Origin of the sequence: Micromonospora sp. NPDC047738, assembly GCF_040642675.1 — a bacterium.
Lineage (GTDB): Bacteria > Actinomycetota > Actinomycetes > Mycobacteriales > Micromonosporaceae > Micromonospora.
This window is the reverse complement of record NZ_JBEYSO010000015.1, coordinates 99993-124272: the sequence shown is the minus strand read 5'-3', so window position 1 is coordinate 124272 and position 24280 is coordinate 99993. Positions and strand designations below refer to the sequence as shown.

Below are 24280 nucleotides of genomic sequence, written 5' to 3'. Positions count from 1 at the left end.
CCGGCCGGACGCGCGAGGGGGCGGATCACCTCGCCGGGCAACCACAAGGCCTACAACTCCACCTGGTCCCGTCCGGGAGGTTGGAAGGTCTACCACTGCACGACGAGGAGGCCCGCTCAATACGCTCTCACTATGCCGGGTTTCGAGAGATGAAGTCTTGGACGCCCATCGAGAAGAGCCGGACCTGATCCAGCGTGTAATCGCCGTAGTTGGCGTGGGCCGCCTTGTTGCGTAGATCCAGCCACGAGGTCACCGTTTTCTGTTGAAGCAGGTTGTAGGCACCGGCTTTCGCTAGGTCCTGATTCAGCCGCTCTGCCTTCTTCGGCCTTGAGTTGCCTCCGATGTTTTCCACAGTATCGACGCCATGCTTTTGGGCGAGCTTCTTGAGATGGCTTTCAAGTGCGCCTCCGACCAGGACTGCGGCCGGGTCTTTGTACCCTTCCGTTAGCAGGTGATCGGCCATCTCCATAAAGTCTGCAAATACGTCCGCGTGAACGATTTCGGCGAAATCCTGGGTGAAGCCCATGTCTATATCGCGCTTAAGGGCACCCGCGATTCCGTAGAAGTGCGGCACTACATGTGAATGCGCAATAGGGTATCGCTTAAGGACACCCTCGGCCTGTTGTGCATAAACACTGCCCTCGCCTGCAACGCGATGAATGAAAGCGAGGCACGCTGAGTTGAAGTCGACATATTCGCGTACTGTGATGTCGCCGCCTGAGAAATCGTCGTAAGTGCTTCTACGCTCGAGATCCTTGTATATTCTTTCCAGAACCTGAAACTGGTCGGTGGCTTGGTCGCGCAGACTCTTCATGTGAACACTCAAGCCGGATTGATGATCAACTGGTGTTGACAACGCCGGGCATTCCAGCGCCGCCCCGGCAATCTGTGGCATTTGCCGAAAACGTCCACCGGTTCTCGCTGCGGCTGAGGGCCTTGACCCGGCTTCCTGATTGGAGGGGCAGTCGTACGTGTCAGTTCCTCCCTTCACGTGAGCGCAGCAACTCTTCCTCTTCCAGGTCTATTTGCTGCTGCACTACCGCAAACGAGTTGCATGTCTCGTCTACGTAATGACTCATGGTGGTCATGTACAAGAGCTCCTGTGGATCTATGGCCGAATAGGTCAGCAGCGCCGATAAGCATTGCATAAGCGCTATAAGGGCGATCTGAGCAGGATCGGCGAGGTGATGGTTTGTTCGGTTGACGAGGCGGACTTCCCGACCTCGGAAGTCGATCGAATTAAAATGGAGGCTTCGAGGGCCGGAATGCACTTCTTGGCTCGACCATCGGTAATAGCCGCGTAGGCGCGAAAGCTCGGCTCTCTCTTCGAGGTCTCGAAATGTAGGCCGGTCTTTGGCGAGAAGTTTGGACGCCCAGCCGTAGTCATGCTTGTAAGAGCGACCGAAGCGGGTAAGTAACTCCTCTCTTTTCTCCCGCATACGTTCTACCTCTTCCTCGCTAAACGGCTCGTATCCCAAGAAGGTGGCGTTCTCCTGATACACCAAGGCGTCGCCGTATGCGCTTATGTGTCCGTGAAGGCGGAACCGCTCCGCCAAGTCTCGGTTGTCTGCATCGTTGGCGGAATCAGAAATCAGAAGTGCAGCCACCGCAAGCTCGTGGATAGTTCGCGCTCGCGAAAGCGCGTCGAGGGGGAATCCGCCGCACAATAGATGGTGCACCGCGTGTGACACTCGACATGCTCGCGCGCAGATGCCTACAAGTGCATAAAAAATGTGGTCCTGCCGCTCGGCGGCATCCTGCCCATTGGCGTTGTCGATGCGTTGCAGAAAGTCAACGCCAAGACCAACTAGAGCGAGATACCTGTCCAGTGGCACGCGCCATCGGTCATATAGCCGATTCTCAAAAGATCTTGTTTCGTGTCGAGTCTGTTCCGCGTAGGCGATGCTGTCCTTTTCGAACGACCTAATTGCTTCTACGCTTGCCTCGTTCAGTGCTCGCTCGAAGGTCTGGAGGCCGATCGCCTCCGCCTCTGCCTCCGCCAGTCCGCGGTTGAGCGCGTCTACTTGAGCCGCCTGCATTTGATCAAGCACGGTGCGGCCGAGTTGTGCGATCTTGGGAAACATATGGCCTCCTCACACCTAGTCTCGGAGAACACTTCCCCGATCAGCCTCTTGTCGCCAAGCTTGTCTGCGCGGGGGGACCAGGTGGGAATATCCGCCTTGTCGCCTTGTCGCCTTGTCGCCTTGTCGCCTTGTCGCCTTGTCGCCTTGTCGCCTTGGCCCTGGCCCGCCTCACGGGGTGCGGGCCGACGGCAGTCAGTGATGGCGAACATCAGGTAGCAGCAGTCTGCTCTGTCGCGGAGACGGCGGTTAAGCCCACTACGCGGGGCGTGTGTGCCTTCCAGTGAATTCTTTTCAGCGCCTCGGGCGTGATTTCATCAAGAGCGCCAACGATTAAGAGTAGCGGGATCTCGATCCCCGCCAGATCTTCTAATGCCTGCCGAACCCTTGATGCCACCACGGCATTCGCGTCTGGCTGGCCAATTTGGAATAGCGCTTGCTGTCCGGGACCGCCGTTCGCGTCAACCACGAAGAAGACGACGGGAAGGAAGGGTTGTTTCAATTCAAGCTTGGCGGCCCGTCGTACTCGCACCGACCAGGCTATCGCCTCGTCCACCCGCGTGCGCACCGAGGTTCGCTGAGGGCGAATCACCCTTACGTCCACCAAGAGGTTGGGTATTCGCGGATTCCGAGAGGTTACTGCTGCGTCTACATAGGTGCTACCAATTCGGATCTCAGGAACGACGTCCAGTTCTTCGCCGTACGTGGACGCCAGGGCACGCATGATGTCTTGAGTCGCTATTTGCGTCATTTTGCCGAGACTGGGGACGGGCTGACCTGCTGTTGCTTTGGTGGTCGATATGCTATCCGGGCCCGGCATTGGCTGGTCAGTCCCGGCAATCTCCAATGGTGAGGGCATTTCGTTATCGGCCGCCGGATCTGAGGCTTGCTCCTTCTCTTCCCGAATCAGTTCCGCAACCTCGGGTGACTCTTGGTGGTTGCGCAGCAGAACGAGAGTTTCCTGATAAGTCTTCTCTCGTTCGGCTTCGATTTTCGCAAGCTCTGCTATCTCTCGATTGTCGGTCCGGCTTTGCTGTCGCTTCCAAAGCGTCGCGCCCCAAATGATGAAACAAAGCCCCGCGATAACCAGCACGGCGGATGCATATGGCCAATAATGCAGCATGAAAGCCACTTGGCTCTGTTGTGCTCGGATGGCTTCACGGGCGTCAGAGTTGAGTTCTAGAAATTCCTTCTGTGGAATCTTGAGAGTTGATTGGTTTCGGAGAAGAAGAACAGGTATTCCGACTCCCACGCCACATGCGACGCCGCCAACGCTGACGAGAAACTTGTGGAAGTCGGTGTACTGGAGACTGGGCAGCACCGCGCCACACTAGACCAACTGGCTCCACGGTGCTGTCGCCTGGCCGACGCTTGGAGTTCGAGGTGCGCACGACTTGGTCTCTTTTGTACCTCGCTCGCCGTGCCCGTTGGGATGGGAAACAGGGGACAACGGCGGCCAGGTCCTGGACTGACAGCGAGCGTAGCGGGGCAGGTGAGGGCAGCTCACTGCCGAGCAGCTTCCGGCCGTGTCCACGCTTCCTGATCCGCGTGCTGCGATCGCCAAGCGTGTCAGCGCTCTGGGGACCAGGTGGGGACCACACGGTGTGCGCGATGATGGTCGGCATGCCGTCGATCACACGGCGTGATCTTGGGGATAGCGTGTGTGACGTGCGTGGACGTGTGGCGAAGCGTCCTGGGGGTCAAGGGGTCGTCGGTTCAAATCCGGCCGTCCCGACGCAGGTCAAAGGCCATTCGGAATCTTCCGGATGGCCTTTTCTGATCTTGTACAGCAGCCATGTACAGCAACGGCTCATTGATCGAGGCTTTCGCCGAGCTTCCGTAGGGCTTCGCGGGTGGTCTTGGACGAGACCTGGCTGTAGATCTCCATCGTGATCGAGAAGTCTCCGTGTCTGAGGATCGCCATCGCGATCCGGGGATGCACGTCCAGGTCGACCAGCAGAGAACCGCAGGTGCGTCGGGCGTCGTGAACGGTGATCTTAGGGACGCCGGCGTGGCCGATGCGGCTGTCGTAGGAGCGGTTGAAGTGCCGCGGCTCGACCGGCAGCCCGTAGCGGGTCGTGAAGACATGCCGGTGTCGTGCCACGCCTCGGCCGTGACCTACCTACCCCCATCGGGTCCCCTCTCGCCGAATGCCTTCGTCCCCGGGCAGGCGGGGCGGCGGCGCGGGTTGGTGCATTCATGGCAACTTGAGAATGAAAACGATCACCACTTAGCCTGTGGGCTGCACATGCGGGAGGAGATCAACATGATGTGGCGCAGGCTGGCGGCCTTGGGCGTGGCAATGGCGGTTTCAGCGGTGCTGGTGGCCTGCAGCGGACCGCCCGAGGGCGGGCGACAGCCTCGTGGCGGAGCGGAGCTGCTCCGCGTCGTCGGCCCGTTCGAACTGCACAGCCTTGAGCCGTCGCGGAGCGACGGCTTCTTCACCCGGCTGCAGGTGGCCGAGACCCTGGTGGACGCCGATGGACAGGGTGTCCTGCGGCCGGGACTCGCAACCGGGTGGCGGGTGTCGGGCGACCAGCGGGCGTGGACGTTCGTGCTGCGCCCGGACGCGGTCTTCCACGACGGCACGAAGGTCACCGCCGAGGCGGTCGCCGCCTCGCTCAAGACTGCCCGCGACGAGCCTGGGACGCCGTGGGGTGAGGCGCCGGTGGCTGCGATCACGGCCGACGGCGGGGAGGTGCGGGTCCAGCTCGAACGGCCGTACGCTCCGCTCCCGGCTGTCCTCGCGCACGCCAGCACGCAGGTGCTCGCGCCGGCCTCCTACCTCGCGGACGGCAAGGTCGGGAAGGTGATCGGCACCGGACCGTACCGGGTGGAGCGGATCGAGCAGCCATCGAAACTCGAGGTGGTGGCGTTCGAGCGGTGGAACGGCGAGAAGCCGAACATCAAGCGCATCTCGTACCAGGCCGTCGGTCGCGCCGAGACGCGCACGCTGATGGCTGAGAGCGGGCAGGCCGAGGTGACCTTCGGCATCGACCCGGTCAGCCGGCAGCGAATCCAGCGGGCCGCCGGCGTCGAGATCTCGTCGGTCACGCTTCCGCGCACGATCCTGCTCAAGGCGAACGCCGGGCACGAGGTGCTCGGCGACCTACGGGTGCGGCGCGCGATCAGCGCGTCCCTGGATCGCAAGGCGATGGCGACGGCCCTGCTGCGCGACCCCGAGATGGCCGCGACCCAGCTCTTCCCGCCCTCCCTCCCGGAGTGGCACCAGGACTCCGTGCCGCCGCTCGCGTACGACCCCGGACAGGCTCGCAACCTGCTCGCCGAGGCAGGGTGGGCGCCGGGAACCGACGGAATCCTGACCCGCGACGGCAAGCGGTTCGAGATCTCGCTGCGTACCTTTCCCGACCGCCCGGAGCTGCCGATCCTGGCCACCGCCGTGCAGGCCGCGCTGAAGGAGGTCGGCATCCGCGTGAACGTGCAGGTGGGCAACTCCAGTGAAATCCCCGCCGGCCACCAGGACGGCACGATGGAACTGGGCCTGTACGCCCGAAACTTCGCGCTCGTCCCCGACCCGTTGGTCACCCTCCGCACCGACTACGGTCCCCAGGGCGCGGACTGGGGCGCCATGGGGTGGAGCAATGCCGAACTCACCCGCACGCTGGGTGCCCTCGCCGACGGCACCGACCCCGCCGCGGCGGCGGCCGGACGCGAGAAGATCTCCGGCATCCTGCAGAGCGAGCTGCCCGTCATCCCGGTGGCCTGGTACCGCCAGAGCGCGGTGGTCAGCGACCGCGTCGACGGGTTCACTCTCGACCCGCTCGAGCGTTCCTGGCTGCTCGACAAGCTGAGGTGGTCGTCGTGACGCCCGCACCGCCACCGGTCGCCACCGACGAGGTCGAACTGGCGGTCCGCAGACCGGCGGTCGGACGCAGGCGCACCACCCCTCCCGTCGCCCGGGTGCTGGCACAGCGGGCCCTGCAGGCGGTCTCGGTCACGCTGCTGGTGTCAACGGCGTGCTTCGCCATCGTGCAGAACCTGCCAGGGGACATCGCGTTCCGGATCGCCGCCGGCCGTTACGGCTACGACCGGGTCACGGCCGCGTCAGCCGACGCCGTGCGCGCCGACCTCGGTCTCGACGCCCCGGGGTGGCAGCAGTTGGCTCGCTGGTGGGCTGACCTCGCGCAGTTCGACCTCGGCACGTCCCTGGTGACCGGCGGCTCGGTGGCGCACGAGTTGCTGCTGCCGGTGACCAGCAGCCTGCAGTTGGCCGCCACGGCGCTCGCCCTCGCGGTCGCCGTCGGCGCGCCGGTGGGGGTGGCCGCCGCCTGGCGTCCCGGTGGCCCGCTCGACCGGCTGACCACGGTCTGGGTTGCAGGCGCCCGCGCGCTGCCGCCGTTCCTGCTCGGGCTGCTGCTCATCATGCTCTTCTCCGTGCATCTCGGTTGGCTCCCGGCCGTCGGGCACGGCGGCGCGGCCAACGTCGTCCTGCCCGCGGCGGCCCTGGCGGTGGGGCTGTCCGGGCTGTTCGCCCGGGTCACCCGCGACACCGTGGCGCAGTTGCGCAGCTCGGACTTCATCGCCTTCGCCGAGACCAAGGGGCTTCGCGGCCGAGCCGTCCTGGCCCGGCACGTGCTGCGCAACGCCGGCGTCACCCTCGCCGCCTACGTGGGCGCGCAGGCGCTGATCCTGATCGAAGGGGTCGTCGTGGTGGAGAGCCTGTTCGCCTGGCCCGGACTTGGGCACACCCTGGTCCACGCGGTCTTTTGGCGGGACGTGCCCGTCATCCAGGCGGCCGCTGTGGCGCTCGCCCTGCTCGTCGTGTTGATCAACACGGTCGTCGACGTGGCGGGCCTCGCCCTCGATCCACGCCCGCGACGGCGGCAGGTGGCCTCGTGAGTACCACCACGATGACCACATCGGTCCGCCGGCGGGCAGGGCAGCGGCTGCGCCGGCTCTCACCGGCGCAACGGTGCGCCGCGGCAGCGCTGATGCTTCTGGGCCTGTTCGCCGTGATCGGGGCGTGGGTGTGGCCGGACCCAGCCGCGCAGGACCTGACGCGCTTCCTGGAGCCGCCCAGCCTGGCCGAGCCTCTGGGGCGCGACCACCTCGGACGAAGCGTCGCGGGGAGGCTCGCGTCAGCCACCCGGCTGTCCCTGGTGATGGCGGTCGCCTGCGTGGCGACGGCCATCACCGCGGGGACGCTGGCCGGCATCCTCGCCGCCTGGCGAGGCGGCATCGTCGACACCGTGCTGCACGGCATGTCCGAGGCGTTCGTGGCGCTCCCCGCACTGCTGATAGTCCTCATCGTGTCCGCGATGTCCGGCGGCGAGTTGTGGGCGCTGTACGCCGGCCTCGCGCTGGCGCAGTGGGTCGAGTACTTCCGCGTCGTGCGGGCGCGCAGTGCCCTGTTGCTGAGCGGACCGGCCGTGGAGGCGGCACAACTCCTGCGACTGGGCGCAGTGCACGTGCTGCGCCGCCACCTGTGGCCCGACCTCGGCCCGCTGCTGACCACCATGGCCACGTTCGGCATCGGGACCTCGGTGCTGGCCCTGTCCACCCTCGGCTTCGTCGGCGTCGGCGTCGCGCCGCCGACCCCCGAACTCGGCCTCATGGTCACCGAGGCGTTTCCGTTCTACGACGAGGCACCGTGGATGTCGCTGGCACCGGCGCTTGTCCTCGTTACGGTCCTGGTCGGGCTCCTGGGCCTGCGGAGCAAGGAGAGCACGTCATGACCGTGCACGTACAGGACCTGGTCGTCACCCACGCCGGTCGGATCCTGCTGGACGTCGCTGACCTGCGGCTCGAGCCCGGCCGGGCGGTGACGATCGTCGGCGAGAGCGGCTCTGGCAAGTCGCTGCTCGCGCACGCCGTCATGGGAACCCTCGCCGCGAGCCTGGAGGCACGTGGCCGCGTGGTCGTCGAGGGAACCAGCTACGACGTGGCCGAGCGGCGGGCCCGCCGGGGCCTGTGGGGCCGCGTGATGGCGCTGCTGCCGCAGGAACCGGTGCTGGCGCTCGACCCCACCATGCGCGTGCGCGGACAGGTCGCCGAGGGCTCCGCCGAATTCTGGTCGGACCGGCGGTCCGCCTACCGCGCCGCCGAGAAGGTGCTCGAGGAACTCGGTGTGGCAGGCGCGGGACGAAGCTACCCGCACACCCTCTCCGGCGGAATGGCCCAGCGGGTCGCCTTCGCTGCGGCGACCATCGGGGGAGCCCGAATGCTCATCGCCGACGAACCGTCCAAGGGGCTCGACGACCAGGCACGCAACGACCTCGCTGCGCTGCTGCACCGGCACGTGGCAGCCGGCGGGATCCTGCTCACGATCACCCACGACCTCGACCTGGGCCGTGACCTGGGCGGCGACGTCCTGGTGATGCGGAAGGCCGGCATCGTCGAGCGCGGGCCCGCCCACCAGGTGCTCACCACGCCGTCGCACTCCTACACCCGGCGGCTGCTGGCCGCCGAGCCCGGCCGGTGGCAACATCCGTGGGTACGCGGACGGGGGAGCGGGACGCAGGAGCGGACCGTGGAGCCCGCAGCGCCGCCGCTCGTACAGGCCGACCGGGTCACCAAGGGCTTCGCCGGCCGGACGTTGTTTTCCGACGTGTCGCTCACCATCCACCCGGGGGACCGGCTGGGCCTTTCCGGTCCGAGCGGCTCGGGCAAGACGACCCTGGGCAACATCCTGCTGCGTCTGCTCCACCCCGACACCGGCAGCGTCCGGCACGCCGAGGAACTTGCCGGCGGACGCCTGCAGAAGCTGTACCAGGACCCCGCCGTGGCATTCCCCGCCCGCGTACCCATCGAGGCGGCGCTGGCGGACGTGGTACGCCGGCACCGGCCCGCGCCAGAGCGCCTCCCGTCGCTGATGGCGGCGATGCGCCTGCACGAGGGTCTACTGAAGCGCAGGCCCGGCCAGGTCTCCGGCGGCGAACTGCAGCGCCTAGCGATCATCCGCGCCATGCTCCTGGACCCGCTGCTGATCTTCGCCGACGAGCCGACATCACGCCTGGACCCCGTGACCCAGGAAGAAACAATGTGCTGCCTTATGGACCAGGTCGAACGGTCCCGCTGCGCCCTGGTGCTGGTCACCCACGATCGGGCCCTCGCAGACACCGTCGCCGACCAGGTCTTGGCAGTGGCCACCGCACGGCCCGAGCGCACCCCGCCGGCCCAGGCCGAACCGGCCGGATCGTCCATCAGCACGACAGCGGCTGGTCGCGTGTTCAGGTGACTGGCCCTCGGTTGGGGCCCGCTGTGACCTTGACGGCCTGGCCGGTACATCCGAACGAACTGGCCAGGCCGTCTGCTGGCTCGGCAGCGTCGACTGCGTCAGCGGTTGCGGTGGGTAATAGGGTGACGACGTCGTGGAAGGCTTTCGGGCTGCGGCCTTCAGCAGCTCTAGGGGCCTCGTCGTGGTCGGTTTTTACAGCCGTACGGGCCGGAGCGGGCTGCAAGTCAAGCACCCTGGACCAGCCCCAAGGCGTACCACAGCAGGGTGCCGGCCGTGGCGGCTGCGGCGGTGGCGGCGAGCAGCATCGGCCAGGCCCGGCCGAGACGGTGTGCCGCGACCAGCCACGCCAGAGCAGCCAGCGGCAGCACCACTCGCACGATCTCGCCGAACGCGACGCCGTAGAAGAATGGATCACCAAGGGCGAGCAGGCGCCAAGGCGGCGCCTGCACGATCGCGTGCCAGCCCTCGGCGGATAGCAGCCCGCATGCGATACCGGCGGCGAGGGCGGCGCGGCGGGTGGTGTTGGCGCGTACTGCGTAACCGAGCAGTCCGAGCAGCGGGCCGGTGAGCAGCGACCCGGCCAGCCACACCGCAGTCATTACCGCGACGGAGCGCAGTCCGGCCATATTGGCCGAACTGCCGTCCGCCAAGGTGGCACCGCTCCACCGGCGGCTAACCAGCAGGATGAGTAGGTAGTACAACACGGTGGCCAGGACCAGCAGGCCGGTGGCGCCCGTGACGGCCCGCCGCGTGGTATCCGCGTACCGGCCGGCCAGGACGGCGGCCAGCCCCCAGGCGAATCCGCTGGAGGTCAGCGCGACCATCACGTGGCCGGCAACACCGTCGACGGAGTCGGCGGCGAAGGCCAGCAGTCCCAGTGCGGCCGCGGCGGCGGCGACGTTCACGGCGTACGCGGGCCGGCGCTGCTGTCCAGCGATGTCGGTCATGCCCGGCCTCCTCGGGTTCGGCAGCGCAGGGCCAACCCGGGCGTGCCTTTGCGCGCGCGCGTCGACGCGCCAACGTCGGCCATGCTAGAGGCCTATACGAATCGATCACCGGGAAGGTACGCCCCTCCCGGCCGATCCACAGGTCTTGAGCATTGCTTGCTGGTGGCGGTCGGCCTGTTCTGCACCAACGAAGCCAACCGGAAGCAGCAGGAGCTGGCCGGGCGGGGTCAGGTCACCGACCCGCTTCACCAAGGCCCTTGACGTCGGCCGACGTGCCGAACCTGCCCGCGCCCGCCGTTGAGGACGATTGGTGCGTGCTGGCCACCGCCAGCCTCGACGTATCGGGCAGGGTGTTTATTCGGCGTCATGGAGGGCGCCGAGGATCTTGGCGTGAACAGGCACTGTGGGGTAGGGGCCGGCCCGCGTTCTGCCGCGCCCCGCAGCGGGGCCCGCCACCGTTCCGCTCTCGTTCGACTCCAGGCCGCCTGCCGGTGCGAAAAGGGGCCGAAGGACGGCTGACCACCGACCCTCGACCCCGAGATCCACGCGCAGCGCCCTGCGTGGGCGCAGCGTCGACTGGCTTTGACGCCGCCACGGCCTCGCCAACCGCGGTGGCGAACGCGACTTCCGCTGTCGGTCCACAGGCCAGGTTGCCACGTTTGGCGTGTGGCGGGAGACCGCGCTCAGGAGGACACGCCTCAGGTGATGCCGCTCGTCCAGGCTACGCAGACGATCTGCGGATATCCCCAGCCGGGCGTGCAGTAGACGACCATGTTCCCGTCGTTCTGCAACGCTAGGACTGAACCCTGACCGGCGGCGTTGTTGCAACGGATCCCGGTCGCCCAGACCGCGCGACTGTCCTCCGTGTACACCACAAGGTTCGAGTCCGGCTGGAGCACGAGCTGAACGCCGAACTCCCAACCGGTCAGGCCGGTGAAGAAGTTCATTCGACCGGTCCCGAAGTTCCTGATCATAGGCTTTCTGCGTTGCAAGCTCGATGACGCCGGCCTGGTGGAGACCGTACGCGGGGTGGGCTACCGGCTGCGGCCGAGCTGACGGCACGGGCCGATTCTCAGATCATCCTCAAGAAAACCCGCCCGGTCGGCCGCTGGCGGCACGGCTGGCGTGTGCTGACCCCACCGTGTCATCCCCCTGTTCTGGAGCTTCTATGAGAGACAGACGGACGATCACCTTCTCCGTCCTGCTCGCCGCGACCCTCGCGGCGACCGTTGCGCCCACGCCCAACGCGTCCGCGGCCAGCGTCGGCGAGGAGCGCTTCCAGCCGAGTGTCACCTACGATCTGTCGGTGACCGACGCCGAGCGCGACGCGATCCACGCGGAAGTCGAGGCGTTGGCTGGACGGGTCAAGAGCGCGCGGGCGGGGGACGGCACCTACGACCCGCTCAGTCTGGTCGGGGCGATGCTGGACGGGTCGAGCTACGACTCCATCTCCAGAGGCGGCACGGCCGCCACGGCGTACCCCTTCCCGGTCAGCAACACCGCGGCCAACCAGTACGAGTACGACCGCAAGGTCGCCAAGCTCGCCTGGGTGGTCAAGCTGGCCACCGACCTGGGTTTCCCGGTGGTCGTCCAACGCCAGCCCGACAAGTACGTCTACGCAGAGATCGGTGACCCGGACGCCCCGGAGATGGTCATGGCGTTGAGCCACCTCGACTCGCCGACGGCCTCCGTTTCGCCAGCCCAGCTGGCGCGCTGGCGGGACGCCGATGGCAACCTCGGCACTCCTGGTGCGTACCACTCGCCCTATGTCCAGGACGGCTGGGTCTACGGGGCGGGCATCCAGGACGACAGCGGCCCGACGCTGGCGACGCTGCTCGCGGCCAAGGCGCTGCTCGAGGCGGGGTTGCCCCTCGACCGACGCATCCGCATCGTCATGGGAATCTACGAAGACGGCGGTCCCGGCACGCCCTCGACGACGAACACCGCCACCTTCCAGTCCATCCCGTACAACTCGAACCCGAGCTTCTACGACAACTGGGCCTACAAGAACCTCAACCGGGAAGAGATCCCGATCGCGGCCTACACCTCCGACTCGCGGTTCCCGGTCATCGTCGGCAACTCCGGAGCGGTGACCCCGCCGGTGTCGATGAGCTTGGCCGCAGACAGCACCAAGGCCTTCCGGCTGACGAATGCCACAGCCGGCGTCACCCTGCGCGAAGGCGACCCGACGCTCAAGGACATCGCCTACGGCAGCACCACGCAGATCGCCTCGCGGGCCATTTTCACCCTCGACGTGGCGGGGGCCGGCTCCGCCGAGCGCGACCGATTCGTAGCGGCGATCACCGCTGCTGCGACCACGAAGGGTTGGCTCCCGGCCGCTCCCCGCACCACGCCCAAGGTGCAGACCACGATCACCGGCGACTCGCTCACGCTGGAGATCAACACCGATGTGGCGATGGAGATGCCGACCCCGCAGTACGGCAAGAATGCCGTCGTGTGGGGAATGTTCCTCCTCGCCAAGGGACTCGGCGCACTGGGAACCACGGCCGCCGACATGCAATTGAAGAAGGCCGCCGACGGCATCGCCGACCTGTTCTTCCGTGACGGTGTCGAAGGCGAAGCCTATATCGGCAAGTACATGGGCATCCCGGCGAGCCTGTTGCGCAACCCGAGCAACGGCACCCCGAACCTGACCTTTGCCCTCATGGGAGGCATCAACTCGGAGACGCCGACGAGCTTTTACACGGACGCCTCCGGCATCCTCAGCATGCCGATGTATGTGCGCAGCATGCACGTCACCGCGGCTGACTCCAGCCAGGCAACGACGGCGGTCACGGCCGCCTTCCAGGCCAAGGGGTTCACCATCGGCAACCTCGGCTCGCCCGTCGGCGCCGGGTTGTACGTCACTCACGACAACCCGCTGACGGCTCTTCAGTTCGGGAGCTACCAAGCCTCGATCAACCGCAACCCGGAGGGGTTTGCGGATCCATACTCCCTCAGGGACGTGGTCTATCCGCAGGGCACGACCGGCGGCACCCTGGCCAGCAGCTTCCGCAACAAGATGACCGCCTTCGGCGCCGTCATCCCGGGTAACGAGCGCTGGTGGCACACGGCCAACGAGCGGATGAAGGTCGACTCGGCGGTGCAGATGACCAAGATCATGGCCGATGGCATGCTGGAGATGGCCCGGTACTCCGGGCCAGCCGGTGCCAAGTTCATGTGGGCAAACATCCCGGGGCTGAACGCCGACCGGGCGGACCTCGACCTGCTCGACGTCACGATCGGAACCTACAAGGACGCGTCGGCCGCGGTCGGCACGAGCCAGTTGGGCTCCCAGGCCCTGCTCGGCGCCACCTCGTTCAACATCCCGATGTGGAACGGGCGCGGCAACTCGACCCCGACGGCATCGGCTTTCGAACTGGGGCACGCCCCGGGAGGGGTCTACTTGCCCCTGACCGACACCGAGTACCTGAACTCCACGTACGTGGCGCCAATGCGTCTGGAGTTCAAGGTGGAGCGCCCCGACTACATGTCGGACGCGGCTTGGGCGAAGTTCGTCGCCGGCGGCTACGGCGACTTCCAGTTCAACATTCTCGTCGGCGACACCGTTGTGCCGCTGGCCGTTCCTGCCGGGCAGAGTGCGGACAAGTTCTTCTCCTCGCGCATCTCGGCCAACAACCCCAACGCCATCTACCTGTCGGTCAACCTCGCGGTCACCGATGCCCCGTACACCGGGGTGCAGGCCATCCTCGCGGATTCCAAGACGGACCTGTACACGGTCAATCCGTCGTACTTGGCCTCAAACCCGGATCCGTTCCCCGGGCGCGGGGCCATCGAACAACGGGGCTTCTTCGTGTTCGGCGATGGGCAGAAGAACGCGGAGTTCTCTTCGCCCGACGCGGTCTACGTGACAGTCGCCAACGCGGTCATCGATGCGAAGCCGTCGGCGGTGGTGAAGAAGCTGACGGGCGACACGAATGAGTTGACCATCACGGTGACGCAGACCCACATCGACGGCAGCGAGTCTCCTGTGACGGCCACGTTCACCATCGACAACAACGCTGCTGGCACCTACACCGTCGGCGATTACAAGGTATACGTCGACACGAAGGGCAACACCCAGGTGCGGTCGATCTCCATCGTGTGACGCGTGTGAACCGGAAGTTCAGCGCGCGCACGAGAGGGCATGCGCGGTGGCAGGATGCCTCGACTCGGGGTCAGCGGCCGCCGGGGTGCGAGGCACATTGACAACGGAGTGGAGACATTGCCGTCGGTAGTGGTTCCACTCCGTTGTGCAGCATTGGGCGTGTCTGTTCCTGTGGGTCGCTAATGAGACTTGCCGGGTCGGTTGCGGCAGACTCGGCTCCGATCATGAGGATCGCCCACCCCGTCGACGTGCTTGCCTGGCCTGCCGGTTGTGGAACCAGAGCGCCAGCCCTTCGCGATTGCGGTACGCCGCGATACCGGCCACCAGGACGGTGATGAGGACCGTCCAATACCAGAATCGTGGACCCACCCCGTGCGGCGGGCTTGCGCCGCGGGTGCGGCCGCTGCGGATCACGTCGTTGGAAACGTCGATCGAGACGACGTCTTGTGGAGCGGTGAGCAGGGTGGTGGGAACCTCTGCGCCCCGGCCGAGGGCCAGCACCCGGACGGTCCCGACGTTGCCGTACGCAAGTCGCTGATCCATCTCTAGGGGGACGTCGAACGCGGCCGGCGCGTGGGGTGCAGGGTGGTAGGCGACGACCCGCGCGGATCCGTCCGCTGCCCACCCGAGCAGCCGGATGGCGGTCACCCCGGAGACGGCGGGGGTGTCCATCGCGCCGAGGTCCCGGCCGGTGGCCGGGTCGATCTGTCGCAGACTCCAGCTGTCGCCGTCCCGCCGGGTGACCGTCAGCGTCCGGCCGTCGGTGCTCCAGGCACCCTTGCCGGCCAGTTCCGTCTCGGGTGCGAGGCTGAACGAGGAGAGCCGCCGGCCGTCCAGGTCGGTGACGGTGACCGTCCGTCCGGTCTGGAAGGCGAGCCGTGCGCCGTCCGGGGCGAATGCCGGCCAGGCGATGCCATCGGACTCGTCGGCCAGCCGGGTCCGGCGATTGCCGTCCAGCCAGACGATGCTCAGCACTCTCCGGTAGGCGCTGCGCTCCGGGTTGGCCGGCACGGCGTCCCCGATGAGCAGCGCCCGGCCGTCCGGCGACCAGCCGGCCGGTCCGGTCAGCACCGTGTCGGGGACGCCGCTGGACACGGTACGGCTGCGTCCGGTGACCAGGTCGACGATCTCCACCCGGGACCCCGAGGTGAAGGCGACCCGACGACCGTCGGGGGACAAGATCGTGTCCCCACCGGCGTGCGCCTCTCTTCCGCCCTTGATGATCCGGTAACGATCGGAGTCCGCACCGACGACCACGACGATGCTGCCCTCGTCGCCGTACTCCAGACCCGGAGCCTGGCCTGTGAAGATCACCGAGGCGGGACCGAGCCGCGGCCAGTCGGTCGCGTGCAGGCTGCCGAGGGGCGGCAGACCGACCCGGTCGGGCAGCGCGGCGTCCGCGCCGGCCGCCGGGCCGACCGCGGGGGTACGGGCCAGCGGCAGCACCGCCCCGGCCAGCGCGACCAGCACCAGCGCCGCCCCGGCCGCGAGCACGGTACGGCGGCGGTGACGGCGGGCCGTGGCGAGCGCCTGCTCGTAGACCGGGTAGGCGGGGACGTCGGCCGCGGCGGTGTGCAGCATCTCGCGAAGTCGAGTAGTCATCGTGGGCTCCTTTCCGCCGTCCGGTCGACCAGGTCGGGGGCGATGGCGCGTAGCCGGCGAACGGCGTCGTGGCTGTGCCGCTTGACCGTGCCGACCGAGCAGCCGAGCACCTCGGCGACCTGCGACTCGGTCAGGTCTTCGTAGAACCGCAGCACGACCACGGCACGCTGGCGCGGAGTGAGCTGACGCAGCGCAGCCGCGAGGCTCAGCCGCAGCGCCGTAGCGTCTGAGTGGTCGTCACCGGCCCGGTCGGTGGGCTGCGACTCCAGCCGCTCGGCCAGCCGTCGGCGACGCCACCAGGAGACCTGCTGGTGGTACATGACCCGCCGCACGTACGCTTCGGGGTCGCCGCCGTGGATCCGCCGCCAATGCCGGTACGTCCGGGCCAGGGCGGTCTGCAACAAATCCTCGGCAAGCTGATGATCACCGGTGAGCAGGTAGGCCCTCCGGGACAGCGCCGGCGACCGGTGCACCACGAACTGATGGAACGTCTCGGTCATGCCCACCCCCTCGCACGTTAGAACGCCTCCCGTCGCCGCGATGGTTGAGGCCGGGCGCGGCGGGAATGCAAGCACCACGCCATGTCCCATGCCGGGTCTCAGGACCTGCACGACAGATCGTCTCGGGACGTGCGTGACACGTCCGGCTAGACGATCTAGGAATGGCGGACCGGTCACCCTACGGTGAAGCCGCCGTGGCTAACGGTCCGCCTCAGCCAGTCGAGCCAGGCCACCCACAGGCCATCCCCCTCCAACTCCGCCCGCAGGCTGGGTGATGAAGCCTGGTAGAGGTTCAGCGCTTGCTCGATCTCTCGCGCACCTACCAGCCACGGGCCGTTACTCGTCAGCTTGAACTCCGGGATGCCACCCATTCCAGCGACCGTCTGGGCCGACGCCGCCCGTTCGGCCTCGTTGTATGCGTCACGCCGGCTCTGATCCGCAGACCGCCAGTCGTCGATGTCATCGAACGGCCAGGCAGGGAAGGGTTGCGCGGTTGCCTGGTAGGTCATGCCCGTCCGGCGCATACCGTCGCGGCAGAAGGCCATGCCAGCGATGTTCAGATGGAACTGATAGGCATCTGACTCGAAGCTGTAGCCCATGAGACCTCCTTCGCTGTCGGCCACAACAGCCAATCGCTCAGCGCCATGAAAATTGCCGTGCAGCGCAGGCGGTCGGGGCGTGGGCATCGGGCGACTTGGCTAGCCCAGGGCAGCGAATCCGGCCGTCCCGACACAGCATGGGAGGGCACACCCACCGATGGATATGCCCCCTTTCCATAGCTGGTTACTAACTGAGTGTCACCGCAAAGCCCCGCCGTTGATGCAGCGCCTGTGCCCGTGGAGCCTAACTAGGTGGCCCGATCGGGATGGGTCGGCGACCATGGTCGGCATGGCAAGGGACCGGGCATGAGGTTGCCGCTTCAGGGTGGGCTGCCGCCGGTGGACGCGGTGGCTGGCACGGTCGTGGAGGTCGCCTGTGACGAGTCAGGGTTCTCCGGCACCAATCTGCTTGATCCCGCCACCCCGGTGATCACCCACGCGAGTGTCGATCTGTGTGGCGAGGAGGCGGCGGGGCTGATCGCGACACTGCGGTCCGGTTTCCGGTTCTCGCCGAACGAGTTGAAGTCCCGGCAGTTCCTCCGCCGGCCCGAAGCGGGTGAGGTGCTGGAGTGGTTCCTGGCGGCGCTGCGCGGCCGGGCACACGTCCACCTGGTCGACAAGCAGTACTTCCTCGTCACCCGCATCGTCGACCTGCTGCTGACCGAGCCGTCGTACGCGGCCGGTACCCGCCTGACCCAGGAACACCGTTCGGCGGCCCTCGCGTTGTATCGGGCCAGGCGCTCGGCCGGCTCCGATTGGGGGGTCTTCCTAGCGGCCTTCGTCGAGATGCTCCGGACCAAACGGCGAGACCGGCCGGATCACCGCAGCGTGGAACGGTTTTTCCAGGCACGGGATGTGCTGCTACGACACGCGCTGGGCGCGCCGGCCGAGGCCATCCTTCTCGGACTGGACCGGACCCGGGTGGCCAACGTCCAGGCCCGGCTGCACGGCAACGACCGGTCGATCCCGCCACCGCTGGAGCCGATGCTGCCGGCGCTGGCCGAGACCGTCCTGTTCTGGAGCGGCGGGGGGCGGCGGGTGCTGGTGATCCACGACGAGCAGAGCGCCCTCACGGCCGACCGGTTGCGCCGCCTGCAGCAGGTGCTGGCCGACAGCGCCGGACTGTCGCCGGCCGAAGGGTCGCCGCTGGCCGGGTTGGTGATGGTTGACTCCCGGGACGATCCGCGCGTCCAGGTCGCCGACCTGCTCGCCGGGGTGGCCCGGCGGTTGCCGGGGATTGTCGACGACGGCCCACTCCGGCCGTTGCTCTCCCCGACCTCACTGCGCGATCCGATCGGTGACGCCCTACCGACCTGACGGCCAAGCGAGGATAGGGCTACCGGAGCTCACCGGGTGGGCGGTGGGTGGCTCCGGGCCGCAGACACGGGTGGCCATGATCCTCGACATCGCGGCCCTGCTGGTCGTGCTGCGGTGCGTGCAGCGATCATCGGCTTGAGTGCCTGACCGAATGACGGCGGGTGCGAGTGACTATCGAAGTGTCTGGACCGTCGAGGCGATCCAGGGATGCCCGGGAACCGTGGCACCCTCCAGGTCCCGGGGGTCGATGCTCCATCGCCCCGCAAGTGTGAGTACGGTTTCCTCATCGGGCCACGGCCAAGACTCATCGTCGCCCTCGGGCCACGGTTGGTCCTCGCCGTGGGCGGTCCCGACTCCGAGGGCCTGCTCGTCCGCTGTCGGATCTCCTACCTGAAACAGCACCTCACCGCGCTCGCCGAGGTAGGCGAATGCTCGCTCCACGACCCCGTCGCGGGCGCGACCCCATCCGTGATATTCGACAACGCGATGAGTTCCGAAGTACTGCACCTCACCGAGGAGGCGGCTCAGCCCCGCCAGCCAGGCGGCGAACCGGTCGTCCTCGGGAGCGGGAACATCCCGCGAAGCGGCGAGCGTCCAGCCATCGAGCGGTGGTGTGAGAAGCCAGCGGCCGGGCCCGTCATAGGCAGCAGCCACCGCCGCACGCCAGGTGGACGGAGCGGGACGGCTGAGGCGCAGCGCCGCGGCGACATCAGCAACTCCCTGGCCACGCACCGCGAGCCACTGAAGCTTGTAGCCAAAACCGATCGCGGCCTCCGTCATGGCGTGATCGTAGGTGGCTGGGCCGCAGAGATGGTGTTGGTGCTCCTCATCCTCGGCGTCGCTCGACTGGCGATGCCGACCACCGGGCCGTCTCGTCTGAGGTGCTCCGCGACACACTGGACACTGTGGACGGCGGTGGTAGGAAATAGCTGACGCCTACCTCCAGGAGATCACCGTGAAGCTCTCTCGTCTCTCCCGCCGGTCGCTGCTCGCGACCGGTGGCGCCGCGGTCGTCGCCGCGGCGGCCGCTCAACCCGCCGTCGCCGCGCCGGCTGAGGAGCCCGCCGTCACGCCGGACGAGGCCCTGCGCCGCCTGCTGCGCGGCAACCACCGGTTCGTCACCGGGCACGGCCGGCACCCTCACCAGAGCCTCGACGACCTGCATCGGCTGGCCGCGGGCCAGCACCCGTTCGCCGTCACCGTCGGCTGCGCCGACTCCCGGGTGGCCCCGGAAGTGCTGTTCGACCAAGGCCTGGGCGACCTGTTCGACAACCGGGTGGCCGGGAACATCGTCGACGACCTGCTGCTGGGCAGCGTGGAGTTCGCGGTCGAGGAGTTCCACAGCCCGCTGATCATCGTCCTCGGGCACGAGCGCTGTGGGGCTATCACGGCCACCATCGACGCCATCCGCTCCGGCGGCACGGCGCCGGGCCACATCGGCATGATCGTGGAGGCCCTGCGTCCCATCGTGGCGCCGGTTCTCGAGCAGCCGGGGGACCCGGTCGACAACGCCGTGCGGGCGAATGTCCGGGCGCAGGTGCGGGGGTTGGTCGAGCGCAGCCCGATCATCGCCGAGCGGGTGCACCAGGGTGTGCTGCGCGTGGTGGGCGGCCGGTACGACCTCGACACCGGCCACGTCACGCTCGTGGACTGACCCGAACCCAGCCGCGACGCCCGGGGGCGTGAGACGTGCCTCCGGGCGGGGCTGCTCGTGGCGACCGTGCCGACGTCAGCCGTGCAGCGCGGCGGTCAGCAGGTCGTACGTGGCTTGGTCGAAGGCGACGAGGCGGACCTGCTCGACCGTCGTCGGGGTTGCCCGGATGGTCGAGGCCGCGATTGTCGCCGCCTGGTCGGCGGGGAACCCGTAGACGCCGGTGGCGATGGCGGGGAAGGCCACGCTGCGGGCGCCGATCTGGTCGGCGACCTCGAGGCTGCGCCGGTAGCACGACGCCAGGATGTCGGCCTCGCCGTGGTCGCCACCTTCCCACACCGGACCGACCGTGTGGATGACATGGCGTACCGGTGGGTCCAGGTCGAACGCGGGCGTGGCCACCGCGTCGCCCGGCGCGCAGGGTGCCAGCGCGGCACCTGCCCGGGCCAGTCGCGGCCCGGCCGCCCGATGGATCGCCCCGTCCACCCCGCCGCCGCCCAGCAGCGACTTGTTCGCCGCGGTGACGATGGCGTCGACGCGCTCGCGGGTGATGTCACCGAGCACAACTTCGACCACAGGCATGGGCCGATGATGCCACCCGGCGCTCCCTGGTGTGCGGCTCACCAGCTTGTTGCCGCCGCCGGCGTGCGACCGGTCGTCGATGCTGCCTCGACCCGGTCGTGGTCAGGTCGATGCTTCCAGGATCATCCGACCAACGACCGGCGATGGTGCGGCCAGGCCGGTGGGATAGAGGCGATCAGCTGTGCTGCGAGAGAGACTCCGGCGGTGGGACCCCCGGGTGTGGAATGCCACCCCGGAGGAGGTGGCGGCCGACTATCCGTGCGACCGCCACATGACGGTGCCGTTCCGCTCGTTCGTCCGGGCCGTCGACGTGGCGGCGCCCGTCCCGCTGGTGTACCGGTGGCTGTGTCAACTCAAGGTCGCGCCGTACAGCTACGACCTGGTCGACAACCTGGGCCGGCGCAGTCCCCGGACCCTCACCCCGGGCGCCGAGGAGTTGGCGCTGGGTCAGAAGTTCCTGATCTTCGAAGTGGTCGAGTTCGTTCCGGACGGGCATCTCACTGGGATGATCGCCCAGCGGCACCGGCGCAGCTACGGCGAGGTGGCGGTCAGTTACCGGGTGACGCCGGCCGCGGGTGGCACCCGGCTGGTCGGGCGGCTCGACGTCGGTGCCACCACCGTCTTCGAGCAGGCTCGGCGGGCGGCGCTGGCGGTCGGTGACGCGCTCATGGGCCGCAAGCAGTTGCTCACCATCAAGGCTCTCGCCGAGCGGTCTGCCCAGGCGGAGTGAACCGTGGATGTGCGGGCGCCGGTTGGCGGCGGGCGCGTCGGTGAAATGGGAGTGAACGCGAATCGCAATCGCATTCCCCCGGCTGCGGGTATCCGTTGTCGACGCCCGGCGGCCTGCTCGGGAACTGTTTGTGAAACTGTCCTGCACACCCAGCGCCTTCGATGCCGGAAAAGTCAAGGCCTTTAGGGGGGTGGTGGCGTACCACCAAAGTGGTATCGATGAGGTCCGATGAGTAGCGGGTACGTTCACCTTGGACGCAGAAGGGCTTGAGACGGGCTCACGGGCAGTTAGCGTCTACGTCAGATGCGTAGAGAAGAGGGTACAAAATGCTCCGCTTCAACATCCTCGGCAGCCTGGAAGTCCGACACCACGGCGTGGATTGCACCCCCACCGCGCCGAAGGTCCGTGCGGTCCTCGCGCTGCTGCTGCTCCGGGCCAATCAGACGGTGAGCCAGGACGCCATCTTCGACTGGCTGTGGGGCAACCGGCCACCCCGGAGCGCCGCCACCACCACCCAGACGTACGTCTACCAGCTCCGGGCGCTCTTCGAGCGGGTGGGCGTGGCCGGCTCCGCCGACCAGCTGCTGATCACCCGGCCGACGGGATATCTGCTGTCACTCGGCGAGGAGCAGCTCGACGCGACCGTATTCGCCCGCCTGTGCGAGGAGGGCGGCGCGTTGCTGGACGCCGGGCAGGCGGCGGAGGCGGCGCAGCGCCTGCGTACCGCCCTGTCCCTGTGGCGGGGGCCGGTGCTCGACGACGTCAACGTCGAGGACTGGATGGCCGCCGAACTCGCGCACCTTGCCGAGCTGCGGATGCGGGCGCTGGAGCTGCGCATCGAGGCGGACGCCCGGCTGGGTCGCTACCGGGAACTGATCACCGAGCTGCGGGCCCTGGTCGCGGCGCACCCGTTCAACGAATGGTTCCACGCCCAGCTGATCACCGCGCTGAACCGGTGCGGCCGGCGGGCCGAGGCGCTGCACGCGTACCGGAGCCTGCGGCAGACCCTCTCCGACGAACTGGGCCTGGAACCGACGCCCGAGCTGCAGGAACTCCAGCGGCAGGTGCTGAACGGCAGCCCCGCCCGGCTCCTCGTCGCCGCCGGCTGACCGCCGGGCAGGCGCCCTCGGTCCCGGATGCGGATCGAGGGCGCCGACGGCGTCAGTCGCCGCCTGCGGTCACCCACGTGGCCGCGGGACGGCCGGCTTCTCCGGGCTGACCAGGTTCATGGCGATGGCCTTGTTCACCGCGTCGATCCGGGACACCGCGCCCAGCTTGGTGAACACGTTGCGCAGGTGCCGCTTGACCGTGCCCTCGGTGATGTCCAGCCGCCGGGCGATCTGCGAATTGCTGTAGGCCTGCGCGACCAGGCTGACGATCTCCACCTCGCGGTCGGACAGGATCCGCGCGCCGGCGTCGCTGACCTGCTCGAAACTCTCCCGCGAGATCGACAGCATGATCCGGCCGGCGTCGGTGCGCACGCTGCGCAGCGTGGCGACCAGGTCGTCGCGGGTCACGCTCTTCAGCAGGTACGCGCGGGCTCCGGCGCCGAGCAGCTCCCGCACCACGGTGGGCTCGTCGAACATGCTCAGGATGACGATGCGGGTGGCAGGCGCCGCCGCCAGGGTGCGGGCGATGGTGGTGGCGGCGTGGTCGCCGGGGATGCCGACGTCGAGCAGCATCACGTCGGGCCGGTGCGCGGCGGCGAAGGCCACCGCCTCGGCCCCGGTGCTGGCCTCGCCGACCACGGTCAGGTCCGGCTCCATCGACAGCAGCTCGCGCAGGCCGTGCCGGAACAGCGCGTGGTCGTCGACGAGGAGGATCCTGGTGGGCGCGGGAGGCTGGCCGGACGATGTCATCGCGAGGTCCCTGAGAGTGGGATGAAGGCCTCGACCCGGGTGCCGCGACCTGGCGAACTGTGCAGGAAGAGCTTGCCACCGAGCAGTTCGACCCGTTCGCCCATGGAGGCCAGCCCGCTGCCGCCGGTGCAGCCGCCGTGGTCGGGGTCGAAGCCCACGCCGTCGTCGCTGACCCAGACCCGGATCTCGTGCGGCGCGATGTCCACGTGGCTCAGGATGGTCTGCGCCTCGGAGTGGCGGAAGGCGTTGCGCAGCGCCTCGCGGACCACCAGGAAGACCTCGGCCAGCACCTCGGCGGGGATCCAGGCCTCGTCCCCGCTGACCGCGAGGTCGACCGCCGCGTTGCCCTCGCCCATGACGTCGAGGAAGCCGCGCAGGGCCTGCTCCAGGTTGTCGAACTTGGACTCCAGCCGCAGGTCGGTGGCCACCCCCCGGACCGCCTCCAGGGTCTGCACGCTGGCCCGATAGGCGACGTCGACCTTGTCGTGCGACCGGTCCTGGTCGGTGTCCGCGTACGCCTTGGCCAGTTCCAGGTTGCGGGTCACGACGCTGGCTGATCCGCCGACGCGGTCGTGCAGTTCGCGGGCTATCCGGCGCCGTTCGGCGAGCTGCGCCTGCTGGACCCGGTCGAGCAGGAACCCGACGTACGCCTCGGAAGCCCAGCGGACGCGGGTCATGACGCTGCGCTGCAGGGCCTGGGTGGCGGTCCGGACGATGCAGGCGGCGTCCGGCTGGCCGGCGGCGGTCTCGATCACCGCGTCGAGCACCGGATCGAACAGTTCGGTCGCGGCCCGCAGGGACTCGACCGGGTGCAGGTTGCCCATGGCGCGGGCCGCGCCGGCCTGCCAGGCGAGGGCGATCGCCGTCTCGTCGACCTGGATCTGTCCAGTTCGGATGCTCTCAGTGACGTCGGCCAGCACCTGCCGGGCCTGGATAATTGCCTGGTTGAGAAGCGTTTCCTCGATGCCAATCGGGCCGCAGGCCCCGATCAGACGCTTACGGAAAGTGTCCAAAACCGTGTCGTGGCGGGCCTGGAACGCGCTCGCGATAAAGAATCCCGTGGCGAGCGCGCTTGGATCCATTGGTCTCTTACCTTTCGCCGAACT

General features: G+C 67.9%; 21 protein-coding genes and 1 pseudogene. 9 read left to right on the top strand and 13 right to left on the bottom strand.

Annotation, left to right across the window (positions count from 1 at the left end; all coding sequences use genetic code 11):
* Window positions 1–130: 130 nt before the first annotated feature.
* The 4 genes and pseudogenes from ABZ783_RS23010 to ABZ783_RS22995 form a co-directional block, all read right to left on the bottom strand.
* Window positions 131–895: a hypothetical protein gene (locus ABZ783_RS23010; RefSeq protein ID WP_357441580.1), complete on the bottom strand. Its 765-nt coding sequence runs from the start codon at window positions 893–895 to the stop codon at window positions 131–133.
* 79 nt (window positions 896–974) lie between these two features.
* Window positions 975–2084: a DUF5677 domain-containing protein gene (locus ABZ783_RS23005; RefSeq protein WP_357441578.1), complete on the bottom strand. Its 1110-nt coding sequence runs from the start codon at window positions 2082–2084 to the stop codon at window positions 975–977.
* Window positions 2085–2292: 208 nt separating this feature from the next.
* A complete protein-coding gene (locus ABZ783_RS23000) occupies window positions 2293–3402 on the bottom strand; it encodes a hypothetical protein (protein WP_357441576.1) in 1110 nt (369 codons plus the stop codon).
* A 489-nt stretch (window positions 3403–3891) separates the two neighbouring features.
* Window positions 3892–4190, bottom strand: a pseudogene (locus tag ABZ783_RS22995) (site-specific integrase); the annotation flags it as partial.
* A 157-nt stretch (window positions 4191–4347) separates the two neighbouring features.
* Here ABZ783_RS22995 and ABZ783_RS22990 point away from each other — a divergent pair.
* Genes ABZ783_RS22990 through ABZ783_RS22975 form a run of 4 tightly spaced genes read left to right on the top strand, consistent with a single transcriptional unit; the run spans window position 4348 to window position 9279 of the window.
* Window positions 4348–5907, top strand: coding sequence for an ABC transporter substrate-binding protein (locus ABZ783_RS22990; protein WP_357441574.1), 1560 nt, complete (start codon window positions 4348–4350; stop codon window positions 5905–5907).
* Window positions 5904–6941: an ABC transporter permease gene (locus ABZ783_RS22985; RefSeq protein WP_357441572.1), complete on the top strand. Its 1038-nt coding sequence runs from the start codon at window positions 5904–5906 to the stop codon at window positions 6939–6941. The genes ABZ783_RS22990 and ABZ783_RS22985 overlap by 4 nt, the downstream gene beginning before the upstream one ends.
* Complete coding sequence (locus ABZ783_RS22980; RefSeq protein ID WP_357441570.1) at window positions 6938–7777, top strand: ABC transporter permease; 840 nt, start codon at window positions 6938–6940, stop codon at window positions 7775–7777. The genes ABZ783_RS22985 and ABZ783_RS22980 overlap by 4 nt, the downstream gene beginning before the upstream one ends.
* Window positions 7774–9279: an ATP-binding cassette domain-containing protein gene (locus tag ABZ783_RS22975; protein ID WP_357441568.1), complete on the top strand. Its 1506-nt coding sequence runs from the start codon at window positions 7774–7776 to the stop codon at window positions 9277–9279. Before ABZ783_RS22980 ends, ABZ783_RS22975 begins: the two co-directional genes overlap by 4 nt.
* A gap of 224 nt (window positions 9280–9503) precedes the next feature.
* Here the strand turns inward: ABZ783_RS22975 and ABZ783_RS22970 are convergent, their stop codons facing one another.
* Window positions 9504–10226 (bottom strand): hypothetical protein, encoded by a 723-nt coding sequence (locus ABZ783_RS22970; RefSeq protein WP_357441566.1) that lies wholly within the window; start codon window positions 10224–10226, stop codon window positions 9504–9506.
* Window positions 10227–10924: 698 nt separating this feature from the next.
* On the bottom strand, window positions 10925–11173 hold the full coding sequence (locus ABZ783_RS22965) for a hypothetical protein (protein ID WP_357441564.1): 249 nt from the start codon (window positions 11171–11173) through the stop codon (window positions 10925–10927).
* Between the two features lie 221 nt (window positions 11174–11394).
* On the opposite strand from ABZ783_RS22965, the gene ABZ783_RS22960 reads away from it, so the two are divergent.
* Entirely contained in the window at window positions 11395–14334 is a 2940-nt protein-coding gene (locus ABZ783_RS22960) for a hypothetical protein (RefSeq protein ID WP_357441562.1), read from the top strand.
* A gap of 222 nt (window positions 14335–14556) precedes the next feature.
* Here the strand turns inward: ABZ783_RS22960 and ABZ783_RS22955 are convergent, their stop codons facing one another.
* From ABZ783_RS22955 to ABZ783_RS22945, 3 genes are all read right to left on the bottom strand, one after another.
* Window positions 14557–15936 (bottom strand): hypothetical protein, encoded by a 1380-nt coding sequence (locus tag ABZ783_RS22955; protein WP_357441560.1) that lies wholly within the window; start codon window positions 15934–15936, stop codon window positions 14557–14559.
* Window positions 15933–16436, bottom strand: a complete 504-nt coding sequence (locus ABZ783_RS22950) for a SigE family RNA polymerase sigma factor (protein WP_357441558.1) — start codon at window positions 16434–16436, stop codon at window positions 15933–15935. Before ABZ783_RS22950 ends, ABZ783_RS22955 begins: the two co-directional genes overlap by 4 nt.
* Before the next feature lie 173 nt (window positions 16437–16609).
* Complete coding sequence (locus ABZ783_RS22945; protein WP_357441557.1) at window positions 16610–17035, bottom strand: hypothetical protein; 426 nt, start codon at window positions 17033–17035, stop codon at window positions 16610–16612.
* A gap of 306 nt (window positions 17036–17341) precedes the next feature.
* Between ABZ783_RS22945 and ABZ783_RS22940 the strand changes: the two genes are divergently transcribed.
* On the top strand, window positions 17342–18352 hold the full coding sequence (locus ABZ783_RS22940) for a hypothetical protein (RefSeq protein ID WP_357441556.1): 1011 nt from the start codon (window positions 17342–17344) through the stop codon (window positions 18350–18352).
* 171 nt (window positions 18353–18523) lie between these two features.
* Here ABZ783_RS22940 and ABZ783_RS22935 read toward each other — a convergent pair whose 3' ends face one another.
* Window positions 18524–19132 (bottom strand): hypothetical protein, encoded by a 609-nt coding sequence (locus ABZ783_RS22935; RefSeq protein ID WP_357441554.1) that lies wholly within the window; start codon window positions 19130–19132, stop codon window positions 18524–18526.
* A 175-nt stretch (window positions 19133–19307) separates the two neighbouring features.
* Here ABZ783_RS22935 and ABZ783_RS22930 point away from each other — a divergent pair, with 175 nt between their 5' ends.
* Window positions 19308–20006: a carbonic anhydrase gene (locus ABZ783_RS22930; RefSeq protein WP_357441552.1), complete on the top strand. Its 699-nt coding sequence runs from the start codon at window positions 19308–19310 to the stop codon at window positions 20004–20006.
* Window positions 20007–20081: 75 nt separating this feature from the next.
* Here the strand turns inward: ABZ783_RS22930 and ABZ783_RS22925 are convergent, their stop codons facing one another.
* Window positions 20082–20585, bottom strand: a complete 504-nt coding sequence (locus tag ABZ783_RS22925) for an O-acetyl-ADP-ribose deacetylase (protein WP_357441549.1) — start codon at window positions 20583–20585, stop codon at window positions 20082–20084.
* Between the two features lie 217 nt (window positions 20586–20802).
* Between ABZ783_RS22925 and ABZ783_RS22920 the strand changes: the two genes are divergently transcribed.
* The gene (locus tag ABZ783_RS22920; RefSeq protein WP_357441548.1) at window positions 20803–21315 is read left to right on the top strand and encodes a hypothetical protein; all 513 of its coding nucleotides are present in this window, start codon (window positions 20803–20805) and stop codon (window positions 21313–21315) included.
* 326 nt (window positions 21316–21641) lie between these two features.
* Window positions 21642–22424: an AfsR/SARP family transcriptional regulator gene (locus tag ABZ783_RS22915; RefSeq protein WP_357441546.1), complete on the top strand. Its 783-nt coding sequence runs from the start codon at window positions 21642–21644 to the stop codon at window positions 22422–22424.
* A gap of 69 nt (window positions 22425–22493) precedes the next feature.
* Here ABZ783_RS22915 and ABZ783_RS22910 read toward each other — a convergent pair whose 3' ends face one another.
* Both ABZ783_RS22910 and ABZ783_RS22905 read right to left on the bottom strand, forming a co-directional pair.
* Window positions 22494–23174 (bottom strand): response regulator transcription factor, encoded by a 681-nt coding sequence (locus tag ABZ783_RS22910; protein ID WP_357441544.1) that lies wholly within the window; start codon window positions 23172–23174, stop codon window positions 22494–22496.
* Window positions 23171–24256: an ATP-binding protein gene (locus tag ABZ783_RS22905; protein ID WP_357441542.1), complete on the bottom strand. Its 1086-nt coding sequence runs from the start codon at window positions 24254–24256 to the stop codon at window positions 23171–23173. Before ABZ783_RS22905 ends, ABZ783_RS22910 begins: the two co-directional genes overlap by 4 nt.
* Window positions 24257–24280: the final 24 nt, after the last annotated feature.